At 72.3% G+C, this 22,202-nt stretch carries 17 protein-coding genes; 12 read left to right on the top strand and 5 right to left on the bottom strand.

The annotated features are described in order from the left end of the window. Nucleotides 1-288 precede the first annotated feature (288 nt). The 6 genes from CcI49_RS22360 (at nt 289) to CcI49_RS43495 (ending at nt 7,006) form a co-directional block, all read left to right on the top strand. Nucleotides 289-1,089, top strand: coding sequence for an enoyl-CoA hydratase-related protein (locus tag CcI49_RS22360; RefSeq protein ID WP_054566181.1), 801 nt, complete (start codon nt 289-291; stop codon nt 1,087-1,089). Further along, entirely contained in the window at nt 1,086-2,360 is a 1,275-nt protein-coding gene (locus tag CcI49_RS22355) for an acyl-CoA dehydrogenase (RefSeq protein WP_076829080.1), read from the top strand. Before CcI49_RS22360 ends, CcI49_RS22355 begins: the two co-directional genes overlap by 4 nt. Then, nucleotides 2,360-3,700 (top strand): acyl-CoA dehydrogenase family protein, encoded by a 1,341-nt coding sequence (locus CcI49_RS22350; protein WP_241840188.1) that lies wholly within the window; start codon nt 2,360-2,362, stop codon nt 3,698-3,700. Before CcI49_RS22355 ends, CcI49_RS22350 begins: the two co-directional genes overlap by 1 nt. A 396-nt stretch (nt 3,701-4,096) precedes the next feature. Next, nucleotides 4,097-4,714: a hypothetical protein gene (locus CcI49_RS41620; RefSeq protein WP_076829078.1), complete on the top strand. Its 618-nt coding sequence runs from the start codon at nt 4,097-4,099 to the stop codon at nt 4,712-4,714. A gap of 148 nt (nt 4,715-4,862) precedes the next feature. After that, the gene (locus CcI49_RS22340; RefSeq protein ID WP_076829361.1) at nt 4,863-5,873 is read left to right on the top strand and encodes an alpha/beta hydrolase; all 1,011 of its coding nucleotides are present in this window, start codon (nt 4,863-4,865) and stop codon (nt 5,871-5,873) included. A 53-nt stretch (nt 5,874-5,926) separates the two neighbouring features. After that, a complete protein-coding gene (locus tag CcI49_RS43495; protein WP_076829076.1) occupies nt 5,927-7,006 on the top strand; it encodes a helix-turn-helix domain-containing protein in 1,080 nt (359 codons plus the stop codon). Between the two features lie 69 nt (nt 7,007-7,075). Here CcI49_RS43495 and CcI49_RS22330 read toward each other — a convergent pair whose 3' ends face one another. Next, nucleotides 7,076-7,462, bottom strand: coding sequence for an SHOCT domain-containing protein (locus CcI49_RS22330; RefSeq protein ID WP_054566583.1), 387 nt, complete (start codon nt 7,460-7,462; stop codon nt 7,076-7,078). Nucleotides 7,463-8,001: 539 nt separating this feature from the next. Between CcI49_RS22330 and CcI49_RS22325 the strand changes: the two genes are divergently transcribed. From CcI49_RS22325 to hypE, 4 genes are read left to right on the top strand one after another with little or no spacing between them, the layout of a single operon-like run. Beyond that, nucleotides 8,002-9,387 carry a hypothetical protein gene (locus CcI49_RS22325; RefSeq protein ID WP_083473155.1) on the top strand — a complete coding sequence of 462 codons (1,386 nt, stop codon included), beginning with the start codon at nt 8,002-8,004 and terminating at the stop codon, nt 9,385-9,387. Then, nucleotides 9,384-12,221: a carbamoyltransferase HypF gene (locus tag CcI49_RS22320; RefSeq protein WP_076829074.1), complete on the top strand. Its 2,838-nt coding sequence runs from the start codon at nt 9,384-9,386 to the stop codon at nt 12,219-12,221. Before CcI49_RS22325 ends, CcI49_RS22320 begins: the two co-directional genes overlap by 4 nt. Then, the gene (hypD, locus tag CcI49_RS22315; RefSeq protein WP_054566187.1) at nt 12,218-13,318 is read left to right on the top strand and encodes a hydrogenase formation protein HypD; all 1,101 of its coding nucleotides are present in this window, start codon (nt 12,218-12,220) and stop codon (nt 13,316-13,318) included. The genes CcI49_RS22320 and hypD overlap by 4 nt, the downstream gene beginning before the upstream one ends. Further along, entirely contained in the window at nt 13,311-14,423 is a 1,113-nt protein-coding gene (hypE, locus tag CcI49_RS22310) for a hydrogenase expression/formation protein HypE (protein WP_076829358.1), read from the top strand. Before hypD ends, hypE begins: the two co-directional genes overlap by 8 nt. Nucleotides 14,424-14,523: 100 nt before the next feature. Here hypE and CcI49_RS22305 read toward each other — a convergent pair whose 3' ends face one another. Then, complete coding sequence (locus CcI49_RS22305; RefSeq protein WP_054566188.1) at nt 14,524-15,588, bottom strand: ketoacyl-ACP synthase III family protein; 1,065 nt, start codon at nt 15,586-15,588, stop codon at nt 14,524-14,526. Nucleotides 15,589-15,777: 189 nt separating this feature from the next. Here CcI49_RS22305 and CcI49_RS22300 point away from each other — a divergent pair, with 189 nt between their 5' ends. Then, nucleotides 15,778-16,317, top strand: coding sequence for a pyridoxamine 5'-phosphate oxidase family protein (locus tag CcI49_RS22300; RefSeq protein WP_054566189.1), 540 nt, complete (start codon nt 15,778-15,780; stop codon nt 16,315-16,317). A 12-nt stretch (nt 16,318-16,329) separates the two neighbouring features. On the opposite strand, the gene CcI49_RS22295 is transcribed toward CcI49_RS22300, so the two are convergent. The 3 genes from CcI49_RS22295 to CcI49_RS22285 all read right to left on the bottom strand — a co-directional run bounded on the left by CcI49_RS22295 (nt 16,330) and on the right by CcI49_RS22285 (nt 21,357). Next, nucleotides 16,330-17,517, bottom strand: a complete 1,188-nt coding sequence (locus CcI49_RS22295) for a GDSL-type esterase/lipase family protein (RefSeq protein ID WP_076829072.1) — start codon at nt 17,515-17,517, stop codon at nt 16,330-16,332. A gap of 611 nt (nt 17,518-18,128) precedes the next feature. Then, nucleotides 18,129-19,724: an LCP family protein gene (locus tag CcI49_RS22290; protein WP_076829070.1), complete on the bottom strand. Its 1,596-nt coding sequence runs from the start codon at nt 19,722-19,724 to the stop codon at nt 18,129-18,131. A gap of 211 nt (nt 19,725-19,935) precedes the next feature. Further along, nucleotides 19,936-21,357 (bottom strand): MFS transporter, encoded by a 1,422-nt coding sequence (locus CcI49_RS22285; RefSeq protein WP_054566192.1) that lies wholly within the window; start codon nt 21,355-21,357, stop codon nt 19,936-19,938. Nucleotides 21,358-21,690: 333 nt separating this feature from the next. On the opposite strand from CcI49_RS22285, the gene CcI49_RS22280 reads away from it, so the two are divergent. Next, nucleotides 21,691-22,140 (top strand): hypothetical protein, encoded by a 450-nt coding sequence (locus CcI49_RS22280; RefSeq protein ID WP_054566193.1) that lies wholly within the window; start codon nt 21,691-21,693, stop codon nt 22,138-22,140. Nucleotides 22,141-22,202: the final 62 nt, after the last annotated feature.

The raw sequence follows: 22,202 nt of genomic DNA, 5'->3' as shown, positions 1-22,202 counted from the left end.
GATGTGGCGGTTGGCGCGGTCAGGATGAAGATCGTTGGATCTGGTGGTGCGGTGTACGTGGGCGGGGTGCGGATGCGGGCGAGTGCCGACTTTGCTCGACACCACTCAAACATCTAGATAGATTGAGCCACTGGAGGTGCCCCGCCGTCGGCGGTGTGCTCGTCCACCCGCTCGGTCTTGCTCGCACCGACCCACGCGAGCGGTCCTTCCGGTTGGAGGTCCGGTGTCCCGACCCCGGGGCGGGGTCGGGACACCGCAGACGTTCCCGCCCCAGGAGGGGATTTCGTGATGGACTCGACGCTCGTCGAACGCAAGGACGGCCTGGTCACGGTGACGTTCAACCGCCCGGAGCGGAAGAACGCGCTCGACGCGGCCAGCTGGGCGGCCCTGGACCAGGTGCTCACGGAGGTCGCCGGCAACCCCGAGGATCGGGCCCTGCTCCTCACCGGGGCGGGCGGTAACTTCTCGTCCGGCGCCGACCTGACCGGCAGCGGTAGTGGTGCCAGTTCGAGCGGGCTCACAGGCCGCGGCCGGCAGGCCATCCTGCACGAGATGCGACATGTCGGCGAGCTCATCAACCGGTTACACCGGCTGCCGAAGCCGACGATCGCAGCGGTCGACGGGGTCGTCGTCGGGGTGTCGATGGGCCTTGCGCTCGCCTGCGACCTCATCGTCGCCAGCGACCGGGCGCGGTTCAGCTCCGTCTTCGTCCGGCGTGGCCTCGCCCTCGACGGCGGGACGTCCTGGAGCCTGCCGCGCCAGGTCGGCCTGCGCCGGGCGAAGCAGCTCGCCTTCCTCGGGGACTGGCTCGGCGCCGAGCAGGCCCTGGACTGGGGGCTCGTCAACGAGGTCGTGCCGGCCGAGGACCTGCACAAGACCGCGGCGGCTCTCGGCCAGCGGCTCGCGGGCGGCCCGACCACCGCGATCAGCCTGATCAAGCGGATGCTGGACGCCAGCGAGTCGCTGACCTTCGAGCAGGCGGTCGAGGAGGAGGCCCGGGCGCAGCACATCACCTACACCACCAAGGACATGCGAGAGGGCATCCAGGCGTTCATCGAACGCCGCGAGCCGAAGTTCACCGGCGAATGAGCGTTCGGCTGCTGGCGGCGGCGACGGCCGAGCAGGGGATGCTCGTCGACACCACCGTCCGTTTCATCGAGGACACGCTGCCGCTGACCGGTGTCCGCGCACTCGCCGAGAGCACCGAGCCGGTGGGTGCGGCCTACATCGCCGACGCGGCCTCCCTCGGCTGGTTCGGGATGCTGGTCGACGAGCGCCACGGCGGTGGCAGCGCGTCCGGTATCGGGCTTGTCGACGCGGCCGCCGTGGCCGCCGAGCGTGGCGCCACGCTGCAACCGGGTCCCTTCGTCGGGACGAACGTCGTCGCCCACGCACTGTCCGTCGCGGCGATCCTCCCCGCGGACCAGGCGTCCGGCGACGAGACGTCTGGCGACGAGACGTCCGGCGACCAGGCGTCCGGCGACGAGACGTTCGGGGACCGGGCGCCAGGGGAGGCCGGCCCGCACGCAGATCTGCTGGCGCGGCTCGTCGCCGGGCAGGTCGTCGCGACCTGGGTGGCCGGTGCGGTGGGCGGCCTGACGCCCGGCGCCGGCGAGGTCACCATCCGGCCTGCCGCCGCCGCGCCCGGCAGTGGCTCCGCTCTGGACGGCTATGTCCTGGATGGCGAGGTCCGCCACGTCCCCGACGCCCTCGGCTGCGACGTGCTGCTGGTCACCGGCAACGGCACGGACGGCCTGACACAGGTCCTCGTCGACACCACCGCACCGGGTGTCGAGATCCGCGCGCTGTCCGGCCTCGACATCACCCGGCGGATCTGCGCCGTTCGCCTGAGCGGTGTCCACGTTCCCGCCGGCGCGCTGGTCGGGACGCCCGGAACGGCCACCGAGGAACTGTTCGCCCGGCAGACACAGGTGGCCGCCGTGCTCGCCGCCGCCGAGTCGGTCGGCGCGATGCACCGGGACTTCGAGCTGGCCGTCGAGTACGCCCGGGCCCGGATCGCCTTCGGCCGCCCGATCGGCTCGTTTCAGGCGATCAAGCACCTGCTCGCGGACACCAGCCTGTCGCTGGAGATGGCCAAGGGCCTGGTGACCGCCGCCGCCGAGGCACTCGGCGGGGGTGCGCCCGACGGCGCCGAGCTCGCCCACGCCGCCAAGGCGTTCGTCGCGGAGCACAGCATCACCCTCACGCACGCGTGCTTCCAGGTCTTCGGCGGGATCGGCTACACCTGGGAGCACGACCACCACCTGTTCATGCGCCGGCTGGCGGCCGACGCGGTGACCTACGGATGCGCGCAGTGGCATCGGGCGCGGCTGGCCGAGCGGATCGGAGGAGTCGGCTGATGGGGGACACCGCCGTGAAGGGTGAGGAGCAGACCGCGGTGCCGGCCGAGGCTTCGAGCGAAACGCCCGGAACATCAGAAACGCCGACCCTCGACGAGTACCGGGCCAGGGCCCGGGCCTGGATCCGGGAGAACCTCAGGCCCGTTCCGGCCGCGGGGCCGGCCCCGGTGGGCATGCGCACGACGGAGACACCTCCGGAGGTCATCGCCGCCGGCCGCGCGCTGCAGCGAAAGCTGTTCGACGCGGGGTACGCCGGCATCACCTGGCCGCGGGAGTACGGCGGCCAGGGGCTGGGCGGGGAATACGAGCGGGCTTTCCTGGAGGAGGCGCGCGGCTACCAGATGCCGAATCTCGGCATCGCCGGGGGCACGACGTTCGGTGTCTGCGCGATGACGATGCTCGCGCACGCGTCACCGGATTTCCTGCGGCGTCACATTCCGCGGATCCTCACCGCCGAGGAGCTGTTCGTGCAGTTCTTCTCGGAACCGGAGGCGGGATCCGATCTCGCCGGCGTCCGGTCGCGGGCGGTCCGGGAGGGCGGTCGCTGGATCCTGAACGGCGCGAAGATCTGGAGCAGCGGCGCCTACTACGCCGACTGGGGCATGTGCCTGGCCCGCACCGACTGGGACGTCCCCAAGCATCGTGGCCTGACCTGGTTCGCGGTTCCGATCGGCGCCAAAGGCGTGACGGTCCGGCGGATCCGGCAGATCACCGGGGACGCCGAGTTCTGCGAGGAGTTCTTCGACAACGTCGAGCTGACCGACGACGACGTGATCGGCGACGTCAACGACGGCTGGACGGTCGCGCAGACCATGCTGATGTTCGAACGGGGCGGCGGGCTGAGCCACGGTGGCCCGGTACGCAAGGTCCCCCAGGGCATCGCGCCGGATCTGGTCGAGCTCGCCCGGTCCGTCGGCCGGATCGACGACCCGCAGGCCCGGGACCTGATCGTGCGGGCGCACGTCGACGATGTCGCCCGCCGTGCGCTGATGGCCCGGCTCGGTGGCCTCATGCGGGCCGAACCGGGCCGGGCCGCCCACCTCGCGTCGTACGCCAAGCTGGCCTCCGGTGTCCACGACCCCGTCCGGGCGAACCTCGCGATGGCGATCGGCGGCCCGGACGCGGTGGCCTGGGAGGAGAACGACGAGGCAGCCGGGCGCACCGCGATCGGCTTCCTCAACAGCCGCTTCATGTCGATCGCCGGCGGGACGAACGAGGTTCAGCGCAACGGCATCGGTGAGCGGGTGCTCGGTCTGCCCCGGGAGCCCTCGTTCGACAGCGGCAAGCCCTTCCGGGAGGTGCTGCGCGACGCCCGGAACTGGTCCGGCCGCGCGGGCTGAGCCGCGCGCCGGCCGTTCCCGCGACCGGCCGCTCCCGCCTGACCCGAGCCGCCCCGGCCTGACCCGAGCCGCCCCGGCCTTACCCGACCCGATCCGGCCTGACCCGCCCCGGCCCCGCGACGGAATTTCCGGCATTCCCCGCAGGCGCGGAATGGGTATCGCTCACCGAGCGGAAACCGAGCGACGGCCTTAGGGTCCGTGGACAGGGGGAGGGAGAACCGAGGTCCACGTTCTCCGGCTGTGTTCTCCGGCTGCCTTTCGCCGGGGATTTCCGCGCCGCGGATGACGGTCAGACGGGCCTGCGATCTCGGGAGTACCCCGTAGTCGTCGGTGCGGTCGTTGGGGAGCGATGTGTCAGGTCCAGTCCGGCCCAGAAGGCGGCCTCGCGGTGCCACGGTGAACGCGGTTCGCGGGGTTCTTTTCGTTGTCTCGCTGCTCGTGCCCACCGCTGTCTCGGTATGCGCGGCCGACGCCGCCGCCGGGCGACCGTTCGGTAGCGACCGGGTTGTCGTCGCCAGCGGAACCGTTGGATTCACGCTCGTCGTTGGTGGCGGTCCCGGCGGCGGCGACCACACCGGCGGGTACGGCGTCGGTGGTGGCGGATCCGGCGGTGCGGGATGGGGTGAGGGTGAGACCGGCGGCTCCGGCTCCGGCAACCATGGTCCGCAACCGGCCGGTCCCACCGGCGTCGGCGCGGCGGCCGGGTCAACGGGTCCCGGCGGCACGGCGGGCCCGGTCGGCGCGGCCGGTACGGAGGACAAGGCCGGTACGGAGGACAAGGCCGGTGCGGAGGACAAAGCTGGTGCGGCTGACAGGGGCGGCGCGCCGGCCGAACCGACGGGTCGGCTGCCGTTCACCGGCACGGTCCCGCTCCTGCTGGTGGCGGTGGGCGCGCTGCTGGCCGGCGGTCTCGGGATCATCTTGATCTCCTCGGCGGTGCCGAGGCCGGTCACACCTGCGGCCCGCCGCCGTGGTGGCGGCGCGCGGCTCCGAAGGCGCCCGCGACGGCGGTGATCCCTCCGGATCGTCGGGCAGCCGGGTTCGAAGAGCGGGAATCGCCCGCCGGCTGGCGGGCGATTCCCGCCGTCTCGCATCTTTCGTGATCGCGCGCGGCAGGCCAGCATCAGGGATGTCGGCCGAGCTGGAACCTGCGGGAGCGAGAATGGCTGTGAGCGATGTGGATACCGGTGACGTGCGGGTCGGTCCACCACCGCCGTTCGACGTCGAGCTGGCGGCTGCCCTCGAGATGTTCGGGGCGCTTCTGCCGCAGCCGATGACGCCGGCGGTGATCCGGGAGCTTCGCGAGCGGATGGCGGGCATCGTCGTCTCGGATGAGCAGCTCGCCCGCGGCGGCGCGTTCACCGTGGAGACGGTCTCGTTACCGGTCGGGCTCGGCGGTCAGGGTGGGTTCGAGCTGCCGCTGGTCGTGTGCCGGCCGACGTCGACCAGGACCCCGGCGGCGGCCGTCTACTTCATGCACGGCGGCGGGATGGTCATCGGTGACGCGCGCACCGGTGTCTCCGAGGCGCTCGAGTGGGCCGAGGAGCTGGGTCTGGTGGTCGTGTCGCCGGACTACCGGCTCGCGCCGGAGAACCCGCATCCGACCCCTGTCGACGACTGTTACGCCGGCCTGCTCTGGACGGCGGACCGGCTGGCCGAGTTCGGTGTCGCCCCGGGCCGAACCATCGTGGCGGGCACCAGCGCGGGCGGCGGCCTGGCCGCGGCCGTGGCGCTGATGGCCCGCGACCGCGGTGGCCCGGCCCTGGCCGGGCAGATGCTGCTGTGCCCGATGCTCGACGACCGCAACGACACCCCGTCGGCCTGGCAGATGGCCGGGCGTGGTGTCTGGGACCGGGCGTCGAACGAGACCGGCTGGACGGCACTGCTCGGCGATCAGCGCGGTGGCCCCGACGTCTCGCCGTACGCCGCCCCGGCCCGCGCCGGCGACCTCTCCGGCCTGCCGCCGGCCTTCATCGACGTCGGCTCGGCGGAGACCTTCCGGGACGAGGACGTCACCTACGCCAGCCGGATCTGGCAGGCGGGCGGCGCGGCCGAGCTGCATGTCTGGCCCGGCGGCTTCCACGGCTTCGACCTGATGGCACCGCAGGCTCCGGTATCGCAGGCCGCGAAGGCCGCCCGGACGAACTGGCTTCGCCGCCTTCTCGCGCCGTAGCGGTCGCGGCCCTCCCGGTCGGCACGGCACTATTGCCCGGTGAAGGATGCCCGGTGAAGGAGCTCGCCGGCCGGCTCTCGGCGCTGGACCCCGACGCCGGCGCGGCCTTACGGGCCGTCATCTACTTCGACCGGCTCGTCGAGGGCCGGGCCGGGCTCGAGGCCATCGTGCGGGGTGCGGCGCTGCTGACCGGTGTGCCGGCCCGTCTCGTCGACGTCGGCCGGGGCGTGCACGTCGAGGTCGACGTCGAGGGGCGCCGCCGAGCCGCCGCCACCGCGGCCGACGACACCTGGCCGGCAGTCGCGGTGGTGCCGGGTGGGCCGCCGACGCTGTGGCTGGAAAGACCAGGCCCCATCGGCCCGCTGGACGCGGTCGTGCTCGAGCGGGCGGCGGCCGCCTGCCGAGCGTGTTTCGACCGTACGGGCGCCCGGCCGTCGGTGACCGCCGACGACGGGACCACCCGGGCCTCGATCGAGGTTCTCCTGGACGCGGCGGCGTCGTCACGGACTCGGCGGACGGTGGCGGCCCAGCTCGGCCTCGACCCGGCGGGCCTCGCCCGCGCGCTCGCGCTGTCGGACGGCACCGCGCTGGTGGAGGCTGTGCCGGCGGGGCCCGGCCGGGAACCCGTCCCCGCCCGGGAACCCGTCGCCGCCGGCCAGCGGGTCGTCCCCGCACAGGTCGCGGATCGGCGGACGGGCGTCGGACCAGCCGTGCCGGTGCTGGAGCTCCCGTCGTCCTGGCAGGCCGCCCGCACGGCGCTGCGTTTCACTGCCGGCGGCACCGCGATGGACCCGGGACCGCGGGTGGTGCACGCGGACCAGCTCGGCGGTCTGGCCGTGCTGGCCGCGGCGGTCGGCCCGGCCACGCCGCCCGACCCCGACGTCCAGGCCCTGAACCGGGCTGCCGCCGCGGCCCCCTGGATGCTCGCCACCCTGGAGGCCGTCACCACCAGCCCGAGTCTTCGCGCGGCGGCCGTGGGGCTCACCGTGCACCATTCGACCCTGCAGGAACGTCTCCACCAGGCGGAGCAGGTTCTCGGCTGGTCCGTCCACGACCCGAACGGCCGCCTGCGCCTGCATCTCGCGTTCGCGCTGCGGAGGCTGCACCGCAGCCACATAACCGGCGCGGGATGACCGTCGTGGTGCTGACCGTCGTGGTGCGGCGGGCTGACCTACGCGGTTCCGGCCGCGGCCACCGGTGAATCAGGTCAGGATTCGCCGTTTCCCCTGCTCGAACTCCGCTTCGCTGATGTCGCCCTGCCGGCGGAGATCGGCCAGCTTCGCAAGCTCGTCAGCGGTCCCCTGGGTGGCCCGCACCGCGGAAGGGCCGAACCCCTGCTGCAGGGAGTCGCGCCGTTGAGCTTCCTGGTAGGTGCGCTCACCCATCTCCTGGCCGTAGATGATCGTGTAGGTGAAGACACCCAGCAGCGGAAGCAGGATCACGGCGGCGAGCCAGCCGGTCTTGCCCCAGCCGGACAGGTCGCGCCGGCGGAAGATATCCGCGATCACAAAAACCAGGACACAGATCCACAGTGCGAAGGCGAAGAACCAGAGCATCGTCCAGAAGACGTTGAGAAGTGGATAGTCCATGAACGGTTCCTCCTCCGGCTCGCGGACGGCCACCGCAATGTGAAGGCCTGGTCCGGTAGGTACCCTGCCAGCCCGAAGGTCCAACAGCTCCGATGACCGCAAGGTGGTTCGGTGGCCTTTGGCCGAGCATTCACCCGGCCGAGACGGGTCCCCTCGACCGGGGGGCTGGTTCTCGTCGGCGGCGAACCGGTTGGCGCCTAGGTGGCAGTGTCCGTCCACTGCCGATCGGCGTAGTGGCCGGCGGCACATAGCGTTTGGCTGCCGAAGGCGTCCGCGGCGGGCCCGCCAGCACGAGGGCCCGGTGCCACCCGGGACGTCGCCGACCGGCCCGGAAACGCTCACCTGACGAAGGGGACCGATGTCATCCGAGCTGTGGCTTCTGGGCGGGACGCGCGCGCGGCGACCACGCGACCTCTCCCGCCGGTGACCCGGACGGGGCACACGACTGAGCCTTCTCCATCGTCGATTCGGACCGGCGGCATCCCTGGCCGTGCACCGTGCGATGGACAAGGCCCACTGAACCACGACGGGTGACACAGATGGCCACAGACCTCCCTGCCCACACCGAGCCCACCGAGGCTGCGGAGCCCACCGAGGCTGCGGAGGCCGCCGGCTCCGGTGCTGCCGTGCGGTGCGCGCGTCCGCAGCCCGTCGGTGTGTTTCCGCTGCCCGCGGGCTTCCTGCTCATCCCCGGCGGGGACGAGACGGCCGCCGTTCGGCGGTCCCTGGCGGCCGGGATGCTGCCGACGGCGTGGCCGCCGCAGCTCGCGGCGATCGAGCTCGCCTACCGGGGGGACCTCGCCGGCGCCGTCGCGCTGCTGACCGGCGACGACCCGGTCACCCGCTACAACCGGTTCGTCCTGAGCCCGACCGGTTCCGCGGCGCCGGCAGGGGCGGAGACGGCGGCGGCCACCGCGACGGACGACCCGCTCTCGCTGCGCACGGCGCTCGGTGACGAGCTGGGCATCCTGGTGGATGTCGTCCGCTTCGCCGGCGGTCAGCGGTCCGTGCCGCCGATTCTCACCGGCGAGTCCGAGGAGATCGCCGCGCTGGTGTGGTCCGCGCACGCCGCGCACGCGACAGCCGCCGGCCGGATCGGTGATGCGGCCCGGATGCTCGGCCGCGCGATCGCGGCGGCACACAAGGCGGCCCCCGGGCTCGCCGCCCAGCTGATGGCGACCACCGCCGGGCTGCGCCGCGACGTCGAGGGACCGACCAGCGAGGTCATCGCCGACCTGACGGCCGCGCTCAACACGCTGGAGCCCACTGACCTGGTCGCCGTCCGGGCCGAGCTGCACCTGACGCTGGGCTCCGTCCACCATGAGCTGGCCGGCGCCGGCCAGACCGGCGACGACCAGGTGGGAGAGGATCTGGCCGGTCTGCGTACCGCCGCCGAGCACTACCTCGCCGCGCTGCGGCTGATCACCATCGACACCGCGCCGGAGCTGTTCGCCTCGGCCCAGGTCAGCCTGGCTGCCGCCTACCTGGCGATGCCGATGAACTCGGCCTCCGACCAGCTTCGCATCGGGGTGGCGATGCAGGGCCTGCGGACCGCCCTCACCGTGTACACGCGGAAGACCCATCCCCAGCAGTGGGCCAGCACCCAGCTCAACCTGGCGAACGCGCTGGTGCATGCCCCGTCCTCGCACCGGCGGGACAATCTCGTCGAGGCGGTCGGCCGCTACCAGGAGGTCATCGCCAACAAGGTGGGCCTCGCCGACCCGCCCGCCTATGCCCGGGTGCTCACCAGCCAGGGCAACGCGCTCGCTCGTCTGGGCGCGTTCCCGCAGGCCACGGCGTTGCTTCACGAGGCCCGCACGATCTTTGAGAACAGCGGTGACGACGAGTCCGCGGCCACGGTCCGCCACCTGCTGGACGAGATCGCCCGCCACCGCGCGCTGATCAGCTCGACAGCCGGATCTTGACGTCTCACCCCTCGCCCGACGACGGCGCGACCACAACGTTCGCGGACGGCGGGGCGGCGCAGGCTGGCGGCAGCGCGGGCCGGGTTCGGTGGCGGGTGACCGCCGAAGGTGTCGTGCAGGGAGTCGGGTTCCGGCCCCATGTCTACCGGCTCGCGGTTGGACTGGGGCTGGCGGGCTTCGTCCGCAACGACGCGGGTGCGGTCGTCGTCGAGGTGGAGGGGGCGGCCCGCGCCGTCGCCGAGTTCCGGCGGCGGCTCACCGCCCCGTCCCCACCGCTTGCGCGGGTGCAGCGGATCACCGTCACCGAGATCGCGCGCGCCGGGAACGCGGACGCGGCCCTGAACGCGAACCATGCGGACGCGAACGGTGCGGACGCGAACGGTGCGGACGCGGGCGGTGCGGACGCGGGCGGTGTGAACCTGGGCGGTGCGCGCGCTGCCGGGGCGGCCGCGGCCGCGGGCTTCCGCATCCTCGCCAGCGCACCGGCACCCGGCCCGCGCACAATGGTCCCGCCGGACACGGCCGTGTGTGACGACTGCCTGCGCGAGCTGGCCGACCCCGCGGACCGCCGCCACCGGCACCCGTTCATCACCTGCACGAACTGCGGTCCCCGCTTCACGATCATCGAGAGCCTGCCGTATGACCGCGCGGCGACCACGATGGCCCGGTTCCCGATGTGTCCCGAGTGCGCGCGTGAGTACGGCGACCCGGCGGACCGGCGGTTCCACGCCGAACCCATCTGCTGCCCGTCCTGCGGGCCGACGCTGTGGTTCGAACGAGCCACCGACCCGGGCACGAGCCGGGCCGACCACGACCGCGACCACGACCGCGACGGCGAGCGCGGCGGTGACGGCGAGCGCGACGGCGACGGCGACCGTGATGGCGAGCGCAGCGGCAGCGGCAGCGGCGGCGGCGGCGAGGGCGACCGAGCCTGCGGCCCAGAGGCCGCGTCCGCGCGGCGGCGGYCGGATGTCGCGGATGTCGCGGATGTCGCGCTCGCGGCGGCGCAGCGAGCGCTGGTGGCGGGTGAGATCGTGGCGGTCAAGGGCGTCGGCGGCTATCACCTCGCCTGCGACGCAGGTGCCAGCGACGCCGTCGCGCTGCTGCGCGCACGTAAGGGACGTCCGGACAAGCCCCTGGCGGTCATGGTGGCGGACCTGGCGAGCGCCGCCAGGCTCGCCGACCTGTCCGCGGCCGAGCGGGAGCTGCTGGCCTCGCCCGCCGCGCCGATCGTCCTCGCCCGACGGAAGGCCACCGCGCCCCTCTCGGAGCTGGTGGCACCCGGTAGCCCGCTCATCGGACTGCTCCTAGCGTACACGCCGCTGCATCATCTTCTGTTCACCCCGGTGCCCGGTGTGGACGCGGATCCACCCCAGGCGCTGGTGATGACCAGCGGCAACCGCTCCGGCGAGCCGATCTGCATCGCGGACGACGAGGYCCGCGCCCGGCTGCGTGGCATCGCGGACGCCTTCCTGGCCCATGACCGGCCGATCATCGCGCCGTGCGACGACTCGGTCGAGCGATTCGACGGCGAACGGGTGCTGCCGGTGCGCCGTTCCCGTGGCTACGCCCCGCAGGCGGTCGACCTCGGACGTCCCGTCGGCTCCGTGCTGGCGGTGGGCGGCGACGGAAAGGCCACGGTGTGTCTCACCACCGGACGGCACGCGGTCGTCTCGCAGCACCTCGGGGACATCGCCGGGCTCGACGCGCTGCGCACGTTCGAGGATTCCTGCGCCCGGATGACGCGGCTGTACGACGTCGCGCCGGCCACGCTCGCCGCCGACCGCCATCCCGGCTATCTCACCCGGGCCTGGGCGATCCGGCGACCCAACGGTGCCAGCCGAAGCCACGATGTCGGGCACCATCACGCGCACGTCGCCGCGCTGCTCGCCGAGCACGGCCGGCTCGGACGTCCCGGTGCTCCCGGCACGCCTGGTGCTTCCGGCGGGTCCGGTGCTCCCGGCGGGGCCGGCGATCCGGTTGCCGGACCGGTCCTCGGGATGGCGTTCGACGGCACCGGGTTCGGGCCCGACGGGACCATCTGGGGCGGTGAGGCGCTGCTGGTCGGGGCCGATCTCACCAGCGTCGAACGGTTCGCGTACCTGCGGCCGGTGCCGCTGCCGGGCGGCGACGCGGCTGCCCGCGAGCCGTACCGCTGCGCCCTCGCGCATCTCGCGGCCGCCGGGCTGCCCTGGTCCGACGATCTTCCGCCGGTGCGGGCCGTGCCTCCGGCCGCGTTGGCGGTGCTGCGGACGATCCTGGACCGCGGCGTGTCCTGCGTGCCGTGCAGCAGCATGGGCCGGCTGTTCGACGCGGTGGCCGCGCTGCTCGGTGTGCGTCAGCGCAGCACCTTCGAGGCGCAGGCCGCCACCGAGCTGGAAGCCGCGGCCGATCTGGCAGACGTCGAGGGGCTGGCAGACGTCGAGGGGCTGGCGTCTGCGCTCACGTTCGGGTTCGACCGCTGGCCCGGCGGGGGTGTGCTCGACCCCGCGCCGCTGATCTCCGGCCTGGTCGAGGGGATCCGCGCCGGGGTCGCGGTGCCGGTGCTGGCGCAGGCGTTCCACCTGGCCGTCGCCGAGGCGGTGGTGACGGTCGCCCGTGCGGCGCGTGACCTGCGCGGCGTCGGCGCGGTCGGGCTGACCGGCGGCGTGTTCGCGAACGTCGTCCTGGTGCGGGCCTGCCGCTCCCGGCTGGTCGCGGCCGGCTTCGAGGTGCTGACCCACCGAATCGTTCCACCCGGCGATGGCGGGCTCGCGCTCGGGCAGGCCGCGATCGCGGCCCTCGCCGGCCCATCCGACCGTCACGATCGAGATGATGAGGGCGAACGCCGATGAGGTATCTGCGGGAGTTCCGTGATCCCGTGCTCGCGGCCCGGCTCGTGGACGCGATCGCCACGGTCGCCACCCGCCGGTGGACGATCATGGAAGTCTGCGGTGGCCAGACCCACTCGATCATCCGTAACGGCCTCGACCAGCTGCTCGCCGAGCAGGTCGAGTTCGTCCACGGGCCGGGCTGCCCGGTGTGCGTCACTCCGCTGGAGACGATCGACCGGGCGCTGGCGATCGCCGCCCGTCCCGAGGTGATCCTCTGCTCGTTCGGCGACATGCTGCGGGTTCCCGGCAGTGACACGGATCTGTTCAGCGTCCGTGCGCGCGGCGGTGACGTCCGGGTGGTCTACTCACCGCTGGACGCCGTCCGCCTCGCCGAGGAGAACCCGCGCCGGCAGGTCGTGTTCCTCGGCATCGGCTTCGAGACGACCGCCCCGGCCAACGCCATGGCGGTGGTGGCGGCCCGGGCCCGCGGCCTGCGCAACTTCTCGATGCTCGTCAGCCACGTGCTGGTGCCGCCGGCGATGGCCGCGGTGCTCGCGGCGCCGGAGAACCGGGTACGCGCCTTCCTCGCCGCCGGGCACGTGTGCGCGGTCATGGGGACGTCCCAGTACGAGCCGCTGGTTTCGTCGCACCGGGTGCCGATCGTGGTCACCGGCTTCGAGCCGCTGGACCTGCTCGACGGGGTCCGCACCGCCGTCGAGCAGCTTGAGGCGGGCCGCGCCGAGCTGGCCAACGCCTACTCCCGGGCGGTGTGCGCCGACGGCAACGTGGTGGCCCGGCGCACCCTCGACCGGACGTTCACCGTGTGCGACCGGGCCTGGCGTGGCATCGGGGTCATCCCCGGTTCGGGCTGGCGGCTCGCGGACGAGTACGCCGAGTTCGACGCCGAGATCCGGTTCGACGTCACGGGCCTCACCGCCGAGGAGTCGTCCGAGTGCCACAGCGGTGACGTGCTGCGCGGCATGATCAAACCCCCGCAGTGCCCGGCGTTCGGCGGCCGGTGCACTCCGCGTACCCCGCTGGGAGCGACGATGGTGTCCACCGAGGGCGCGTGTGCCGCCTACTTCCAGTTCCGCAGGCTCGGTGCCGACCATGGCTGACACGGGCTCGGCTGGCACCAGCGCGGCTGGCACCAGCGCGGCTGACGCCGGCGCGGTGGATCCGTCCCGCTGGGTGTGCCCGCGCCCGCTGCGGGATCACAGCGCGGTGATGCTGGGGCACGGTGGCGGGGGCATCCTGTCCGGCGAGCTGATCGAGCACCTGTTCCTGCCCGCGTTCGGTGCGTCACCGGACCAGCCGATGGCCGATGCGGCGGTGCTGGAGGTGGGCGGCATCCGGCTCGCCTTCTCGACCGACTCGTATGTGGTCCGCCCGTTGTTCTTTCCGGGGGGCAGCATCGGCGAGCTGGCCGTTCACGGCACCATCAACGATCTCGCGTGCAGCGGTGCCGCCCCGATCGCGCTGTCCGCCGGCTTCATCCTGGAGGAGGGCCTGGAGCTGGGCGTTCTCGGCCGGGTGGCGCAGGCGATGGGGCAGGCCGCGGCCCGGGCGGGGGTGCGGCTGGTCACCGGCGACACCAAGGTCGTCGAGCGCGGGCTGGCGGACGGCCTCTACGTGAACACGAGTGGCATCGGTGTTGTCCCTCCGGGTGTCGACATCCGGCCGGAGCGGGCCCGGCCCGGTGACCGGGTGATCATCTCGGGGCCCGTCGGGGAGCACGGAGTGGCGGTGCTGAGCGTCCGCGAGAACCTGGAGTTCGGCGGGGACGTCCGGTCGGACACCGCCGCCCTGCACGGGCTGGTCGCGGCGATGCTGGCGGTGGCGCCGGCCGGGGTGCACGCGCTGCGCGACCCGACCCGGGGCGGCCTCGCCACCAGCCTGTGCGAGATCGCCGCCGCCTCCGGCACCGGCGTCGAGCTCACCGAGGGCTCCGTGCCGGTCCCGCCGGTGGTCGAGGCGGCCTGCGCGTTCCTCGGCCTCGACCCGCTGCACGTCGCCAACGAAGGCAAGATCGTCGCTTTCGTCGCACCCGAGGACGCCGACGCCGTGCTGGCGGCGATGCGAACGCATCCGGCCGGGAGTGACGCGACGATCATCGGCACCGTGACCGCCGAGCATCCCGGGATGGTCGTCGGGCGCACCGCCTTCGGGACGACCCGCATCGTCGACCGCCCGCTCGGCGAGCAGCTGCCCCGCATCTGCTGATCGGCGGTCGCCGGGTGGCCGTCGCCCGATGGCGGTCGCCGTCCGTGGCGGTGGCCGCCACCGGCGGTGGCCGCCACCCGGCGGGCGGGCGACGGACGGGTCAGGCGGCGGGGGCGGTGAGGGCCGCGCAGGACCAGGTGAACCCGGCTCCGGTGCTGAGTACCAGCGCGGTCTCGCCGGGGGCCAGGATCTTGCTCTCCAGCAGGTCGGCGATCCCCGCGGTGAGGTCGCCGGCGCCCAGATGCCCCGTCTCACGGCCGAAGTCGATCGGTTCGGCGCCGGTGACATCCGCGACGATCGGGACGAACACAGACTGCAGCGGCGCCCGGTGCACGCGCGGCAGGACCACACAGCGCGGGCGCGTTCCGCGGGGGAGCTCGGCCTCGGCCACGGCCAGCCGCAGCAGCGTCTCCACCCGTTCCCGCTCGGCGGCCCGGTACCCGGAGCTGCCGTGGCGGCGCAGATAGGCCCGCTTCGTCCGGCGCGTGTCGACGGTGGGAGCGTTCGCGCGGGCCGCCGGGGAGAAGGTGTCGTTGCCCCGGTGCATGCCTTCCAGGCTCGGCGCGGAGACGGAGCTCATCGAGGTCAGGTGAAGCTGGGCTCCGCTGCCGGCTCCGCCGCCGAGGACTGCACCGCCGGTGGAGCCGCCGGTGGAGCCCGCGAGGTCGGCCCGGCTGACCAGGACGGCACTCGCGCCGTCCCCGTAGGCGACGCCGAAGTCACTGTTCCACCGGTCGAACCCGGGCGGGCAGAAGCGGTCCGCGGTGGTGACCAGCACCCGGGCCGTGGACGGATCGGCGAGCAGGTGCGTCGCGGCGGTCTGCAACGCGGCCGCGCCGCCGTTGCACATCTGCTGGATGCCGATCGGCTGTGCGGCCTGGGCGCCGAGCTGGTCGGCGATGTAGTGGGCTGGCGACCAGAAGTCGTGCCCCTGGTAGTAGCTCCAGGCGTGCAGGACGAGGTCCAGCTCCGCTCCGTCCCAGCCGGCCCGTTCCAGCGCCGTGCTCGCCGCCAGCACCGCCATCTCCGGAGCGGAGGGGCCGTCCGACACGGTCAGCGATGTGTAGCCGGGGTCGTCCGCGGAGTCGTCGGATTCGGCTGGAGCCTCGCTTCGAGGCGGGAGCCAGGCGGCGGCGGCACTGATGACGACAGCATCTGTCCTCACCCGGACGTGCTCCCTCCCACGAGTCAAGGGGCCCGGAGACATACCCGACGTGCTCGAGGGAGCTCGACGGCTGCCTACAAAGAATATGCGGATCTGTGGTGCGAGGCTCCAGTTATCCCGCGGAGGGCCCGCCGGGCGTGGCGGCGGCACCGACGATGAGTTTCGGGAGTCAGCGTGGTCCAATCCCACATGCACGCACCCGACGCGACCAACCTCGCCGACCTCTACGACCTGCCGCCGGTGGACTGGGCGTTCATCCAGGCGCGCCTCGAGGGCGGGCTCACCCAGGCCCCGGGCTCCGGTGGGCCCGGCCGGCACACCTGCTGGCTGACGACGCTCAACGCGGACGGCTCGCCACATGTCACCGGCATCGGGGCCCTGTATGTGGAAGGGGGCCTCTGGTTCGAGACCGGCGAGCGCACTCGCAAGGCGCGCAACGTCGCCCGCGATCCGCGCTGTGCGCTGAGCCTGGCCACGGCCGAGTTCGATCTCGTGGTCGAGGGGCGGGCCAGCCAGGTCACCGATCCGTCGGTCGTCGCGGCACTGGCTGCCCGCTGGGCGGGGGAGGGCTGGCCGGTGTCGGTGGACGAGTCCGGCCGGGCCCTGACCGCCGAGTTCAGCGCGCCATCCGCCGGCCCGCCGCCCTGGTTCGTCTACCGGATCGATCTGACCGCGGCGACGGCCGTGCGGACTGTCGATCCCGGCGGCGCCACCCGGTGGCGTTTCTGAGCCCGCCGGGTGTCAGCGCGTCGGCAGCGCCTCGATGCGTGCCGTGCTCGCGGTCGGGGACGCGGGGCTCAGGTAGGGACCGTGCACGGCACGCACGTAGTACTCGAACGTGTGCGCCGGATCCGGCAGGACGAACTTCCAGCTGTCGGCGGGCAGCGGCAGGTCGGATGGGGCGAACTCCCGGCCGAGGGTGGCATCCCGTGAGTACAGGACGTAGCCGCCGGCGCCGAACGAATGCGACCAGCGCACCGTCACGATGCCGCCCGCCTTGACCGCGGTGATCGACTGCGGGGCCGACGGCATGGTCTCCGGGACGGTCTGCGGTATCGGCGTGCGGTAGGGCGGGAGGCCGAACGCGGTGGCCAGCGCGTCGGCGAACGCCCTGGCCACCCGGAACTCGCCCACGCCGCCCGGATGGACGCCGTCATACGTGTCGGTCGCCGCCTGGTAGGCGGCCCCCAGGCCGGCGAGCGCCACCGGGGACGAGGCCGTGCCCCAGCTCGGGAGCTCCCGGGCCAGCAGCGCGTTGTACTCGGAGATCCTGGCGTCGAGGTCGGGTGACATGCCCGGCAGCGGCGTGGGATGGATGACGTCCGCCAGCACCACCTTGATCGACGGCCTGGCCGCGCGCGCTCTCGTGAGGAGAGTGTGCAGATCCGCGACGAGGCCGGCGGGCGTGTTGAGCGCATACGCCAGATCGTTGTAACCGAGCTCGACGAGCAGGATGTCCGGCTGGTACCGGGCGACGTCGCCGGCGATGGTCTGTTTGGCCTCCAGCGCGGTCCAGCCCCACTCGGCGTTGTTCTCCGTGGGAAAGTCGATGCCCGCCCGGTAGGCCCCGTCATGGGAGATCGGCGCGTCGACCTTCGGATACTCGTCCGGCTGGGCGGGCGGGATGACATAGGTGCCCGTCCAGGGGCCGACGAACCGTGCGTTCACACCGCCGGAGCGAAAGTGCTCCCACAGGCGATAGCGCCAGGTGAAGTCGCCCTCCCGGCCCTGACTGATCGAGTCACCGGTGACCATCACCCGCAGGGGTCCGTCCTGCCTGTTCTTCCCGTCGCGCCCGGCCAGGTTGGTGCGGCGGGTTGGTTCCGGTCCGGCCGGAGCGGCTTCGGCTGGCCAGACCAGGGCCGCGACGGCCCCCGCGCAGGCGGCGGTCGCGACGAGTGCGGTCAGGGCCAGTGCCAGCGCGACCACGGCCCACGTGGACCGCCTCTTCTTCCTCGAATGATTCGGCAAGATGGCGTCGATATTCCTGGTCGGTGCCCGGATGTGGGCAGGCTGGACCGGTGGAGGATTCCGAGGAATCCGGTTAACCGAGGTCGCGGGCTTGGGAGCCGTCATTACCCGCGCAGGCGACGAGCCAGGGTTTCCCCGGGTAATCATTCGGAGGGCTGGCCGAAGGCCGCCGTCTCCAGCTGGACAAGATCTTCCGGGAAGATAGCTGCGAACGATGCGGATGCGCAAGCCGGTGTTGTCCTCTCGGGACAAGGTATTTGTTCCCGGCGTTCGCGACGCATGCACATCGGGTCGCGGAAGAAAATACTGAGCGTAGCGTCCGTGTCTATCGGGCTGAGCTCCGCATGGTCCTGCGGCAGGGCCCTGACGACGGCTTGTTGCTCTTTTGTTGAATGCCTGGCAAGGCGCGGGCCGGTGGGGATTCTAACGGCGTGTGATTGTGCTGCTTTCGGTTCCTCGCCGCGGGTGACAGGTTCCTGTGGCGGTTGTCACATCGATGTGTCGGTGCTTCGGGCGACCGGCCCGTGCGCGGGCCGGTCGCGGGCCGATGCTCCGGCCGTCGGCCGCGATCACAGCGTGCAGGTCGGCGGGGCCTGGCCCTGCGCGGCGGGGCTTTCGGGAGCGGGTGCGGGTGCGGGCGCGGTCGCGGTGGCTGGCGCCGTGCCGGTGGTCGTGCCTGTCACGGTGGGGGTGACCACGCCGGTGTACTCGGAGCCCAGGATCAGGTGGATCCCGGTGATGGTCGGGTCGGCGCGGGTGATCGAGCCGGGTACGGCCGCCTGCACGGTCCAGGCGGCCTCCTGTCGGCCGGGGCCGTACAGCACGCGGGGTGCCGTGTACTTCTTCGAGTCGGCGTTTCCCGCACTGGTCGCGTGGAAGCCCTGGCCCGTGAGCGCGGTCGTCGCCTTCGCCGCGAGGCCGGACGTGGTCGAACCGTTGTAGACCGAGACGGTGACCTGGTCCGCCGGGACCGTCACGGGCCCGGGTGTCGCTCCCGGGTCGGGCGTGCCGGCCGCACCGGGAGCGGCCGTGCCGTCGAGGTCGACGTCCTCGACGTGCCCGCCCAACGGTACGACGATCTTCGCGAGGTCGACCGGATCGTAGAGCTGGACCGACCCATACGGAGGCAGTGTCCCGTCCTCGGGGTTCCCGCCGTCGGCGAGGCCGGGGGAGCGCGTGGGCAACGTCGTCACGTTCATCCCGCCCACCATGCCCTTCATGGACAGTGCCAGGTCCAGGAGCTCGTCGAGACTGGTGTCGTCGTCGAGGGTCACCGCCCCGGTCGCCGCCCGCAGCAGCGCGGACGACTTGAGCGGGTTGGTGAGGACGTCACCGCTCATGGCCTTGTGGAACACGGCGCCGAGGAACTGCTGTTGACGCTGGATCCGGGCGATGTCGCCGTCACGAAAACCGTGCCGTTGGCGGACGAACGCGAGTGCCTGATCGCCGTTGACATGCACCGTGCCCGGACCACCAACCCAGCCGCTCATCGAGTCCTTGGTGTTGGTGCTCGTCCGCCAGCGGCCGTTGTCGTCCTTGAAACGGTCCACGAAATCCGAGGGCTTCACGCAGACGTCGACGCCTCCGATCGCGTCGGTGATCTTCTTGAAGCCGGCGAGGTCGACCGCCACATAGTGGTCGACCTGCATGCCGGTGAGGCTCTGGATCATGTTCACGAGCAGCTGGGGGCCGCCGTCGTGCAGTGCCGAGTTGAACTTTCCCTTGTGCTGCCGATGTTTTTTGCCGGCATTATCGGTGTACGCGGGGATGTCGACGAGGGTGTCGCGTGGAAAGGAGATCATCGTGGTGGCGCCGTCGGCGGCGACATGCATCAGAATGGTGGTGTCCGAATGCTGGCCGGGCTCGTCACCGTATTCGCCGTTGGTGCCTGCTCGGCTGTCGTTGCCGACGAGCAGGTAGTTGGCCACGTCATGCTTCGCGGACTTGTCGTCACCGCCCAGGTCGAGCCCGAGGCGCGTGACGTTGCGGTCCGAATAGGTGGCGACGGACCAGCCGCCCACGCTGAACAGCAGCACGGTCGCGGAGCACAGGGCAAGCACCGACAGACCGAGGTGCCCGGCGAGCCCACGCCCACCCTGCGACCGCCCGAGCCCGCCACCCTCGTGCAGGCCCAGGTGCGAGGGAAGTCGCGTCCCGCCTGGCATGGTGTGCCCCCCGATATTGCACCATGTGCCCTGATAATGCATGCGCCTGAATAGTGATGATGGCAGCGTAATGTGCCAGATCGGCAGGGTAGCTGCGGGGTCCGGAACCAGACTGAGTGGCCTGGAGGCCGTGCCACTCGACGGCCCTCAGCACCCGATCTCGGCACGCGCTCTCAGCGTGGAACCCGGCGCGGAGCCTCAGCGTGAAGTCTCAGCGTGGAGCCGGCGTCACATCCGGGTCGAGGGCCGGCACGGTGCCCACCGGAGTGAGGCCGGCCGTGGCGGGGGAGCGTCGCGTGCTCAGGAGCACGGTGGCGGCGGCGAGCACGGCGAACGCGGCGGCGATCAGGTAGCTGACGGCGAAGGGGCCCGGTTCCAGCGTGTCCGCGACCACGGCGGAGAGCAGGCTGGTGCCGACGACACCGCCGATCTGGCCCGCGGTCTGCTGTAGCGAGGTGACCAGCCCGAAGCTTCCGTCGGCGACGGCGTTGCTGGCGATGACGATCAGTGGCGGCTGCGCGTGCCCGAAAGCCAGACCGCTCACGATCAGCCCCACGATGACCAGCCACAGCAGGTCCGCCCGGGCGCCGAAGGCCAGGATGAGCAGCGCGACGACGTACACACAGCTGGCGAGAGCGGCCAGCAGCCGGGGCCCGAACTTCGTTCCGAGCCAGCTCGCGGACGGAGCGGCAAGCGCGATCGACAGGGTGCGGCACATCGTCACGACCGAGGTGAGCGACACCGACAGCCCGAAGACGCCCTGCAGCAGCAGCGGCGTCACCAGGAAGTTCCCCAGGTGCGCGGCGCAGAGCAGGAACGACGTCCCTCCGGCGGCACGGACGTCCCGGGCCGCCAGCAGCTCCAGCGGGACGACCGGCTCGGCGCTGCGTCGCTCGACCACGACAAGCAGCCAGAACAGTCCGGGTGCCGCGGCCAGCAGCACGCAGACGATCGGCTTCGGCCCCCACGCCGCCGCGCGGTTCACCCCGAAGGTGAGCGTGAACACCGCCAGAGCGAGGACCGCGGCACCCGCCTTGTCCAGCGCGGCCCGGCTCTCGCCGTGATCCCGGGGCAGCACCCGGACGGCGGCGACCAGCGGAACGATCGCGATGCCGGCCTGCAGGAAGAACACCGCACGCCAACCGATCGAATCGATGATCACACCGCCGACGGCGAGGCCGGTGACCGACGCGCCGGAGAGCACCCCGGAGGCCCACGCGGACGGCCGCACCCGTTCCTGCGGCGGGAAGACGTTGAACAGCATCGCGAACGACGCCGGAATCGTCGCCGACCCGGCGAGCTGCGCCAGGATCCGGAACGTGATCAGGGACGTCGCGTCCCACGCCAGCGCGGTGGCGGCGGAGAAGACGACGGCGAACGCCGTGCCGGTGAGGAAGGTGCGGCGATGCCCGCGGATGTCGCCGATCCGGCCGAGAATCGGCATCGCCACCGCCAGGGCGAACAACGCGCCTGTCACCGACCAGGAGATCACCCCGACGCTGGAGCCGAGGTCCTCGGCGACGGTGCGCAGGGAGACGGTGAGCAGTGTCGCGGTGAACGTCGTCGCGAACATCGCGGTGAGGCAGGTCAGCAGCACTCGCCGGCGTGCCGCCGGATCGCCCACGCTCGGCATCAGTGGCTCCTCCCCCGCGCGGGCGCGGGAGGCACCGCCTTTGAAATCCTGTGCCCTGGTTGTGCCCACAGGCAAGCGATGCCGCCTACTGATCGTCAACGGCGGTGCCGGGATCAGTGCCGGGAGCTGCGACAGGAGCGTCCGTGGCAGTGGCCGGACCGCCGGCCGCGAAGAGCGGTCGCACCTTCGGCTGGCACGGCCTGATTCGCTCGGATTCCCTCTGGGCCAGGGTGGCGGATGAACCCGCGTCGGTGGATTCTGTCGCCTCCGTGACAGATCAAACGAGGCGCGCGAAGAGCCATGGTCGAATGACAGGTGCTGTCCAGACCACGTGTGGCCGCCGGGCTTGCTGTTGCTTTCCTGGTGGGCGCGGTGGCGTGTGATGCCGCACCGGCGCCGCTGGCGACCTGTGAGCTGCTGACACCGGAGGAAGTCACTCGCGCGGTCGGCGTGGAGTTCACCGAAGGCCAGCCCTTCCCCAGCGAGGGCGCCCCGGAGGTCATCGGCTGCCCGTATGGTTCAGCCAGGGGCTGGGTGCAGGTCTGGGCCACCCGAGACAATGCCGGCCAGAAATACCAGAGAATGCGCGATCACCCGAAGCTCCAGCCGGCAGAGGATGTTTCCGGGGGCGGTTACAAGGCATTCACCTACACCAGCGGCGGGAACATCCAGGACTTCTACGCGGTCAAGGGAGGGGTGTACCTCTATGTGACCGTCGGCGCCGGAGCGAAGCCGGGAACGGCGCGCGCACTGGGGGAGATCGCGGTCACCCGGCTGCCCTGAGCGGGCGTCACCGGCCCTGGTCTGCCCTGGTCCGAGCTGGTCTGGCGGAGGGCGCGCCGCTG

Source organism: Frankia sp. CcI49 (assembly GCF_001983215.1).
Classification (GTDB): Bacteria; Actinomycetota; Actinomycetes; order Frankiales; family Frankiaceae; genus Parafrankia; species Parafrankia irregularis.
This window is presented reverse-complemented; position numbering and strand designations above follow the sequence as displayed.

Bases quoted from the DNA above. Each gene is read 5' to 3' on its own strand.
- CcI49_RS22325 (WP_083473155.1), top strand. From the start codon at position 8,002: ATGGCCACAGACCTCCCTGCCCACACCGAGCCCACCGAGGCTGCGGAG.
- CcI49_RS22355 (WP_076829080.1), top strand. From the start codon at position 1,086: ATGAGCGTTCGGCTGCTGGCGGCGGCGACGGCCGAGCAGGGGATGCTC.
- CcI49_RS22350 (WP_241840188.1), top strand. From the start codon at position 2,360: ATGGGGGACACCGCCGTGAAGGGTGAGGAGCAGACCGCGGTGCCGGCC.
- CcI49_RS22290 (WP_076829070.1), bottom strand. From the start codon at position 19,724: ATGCCAGGCGGGACGCGACTTCCCTCGCACCTGGGCCTGCACGAGGGT.
- hypD (WP_054566187.1), top strand. From the start codon at position 12,218: ATGAGGTATCTGCGGGAGTTCCGTGATCCCGTGCTCGCGGCCCGGCTC.
- CcI49_RS22330 (WP_054566583.1), bottom strand. From the start codon at position 7,462: ATGGACTATCCACTTCTCAACGTCTTCTGGACGATGCTCTGGTTCTTC.
- CcI49_RS22300 (WP_054566189.1), top strand. From the start codon at position 15,778: ATGCACGCACCCGACGCGACCAACCTCGCCGACCTCTACGACCTGCCG.
- CcI49_RS22285 (WP_054566192.1), bottom strand. From the start codon at position 21,357: ATGCCGAGCGTGGGCGATCCGGCGGCACGCCGGCGAGTGCTGCTGACC.
- hypE (WP_076829358.1), top strand. From the start codon at position 13,311: ATGGCTGACACGGGCTCGGCTGGCACCAGCGCGGCTGGCACCAGCGCG.
- CcI49_RS22340 (WP_076829361.1), top strand. From the start codon at position 4,863: ATGGCTGTGAGCGATGTGGATACCGGTGACGTGCGGGTCGGTCCACCA.
- CcI49_RS22360 (WP_054566181.1), top strand. From the start codon at position 289: ATGGACTCGACGCTCGTCGAACGCAAGGACGGCCTGGTCACGGTGACG.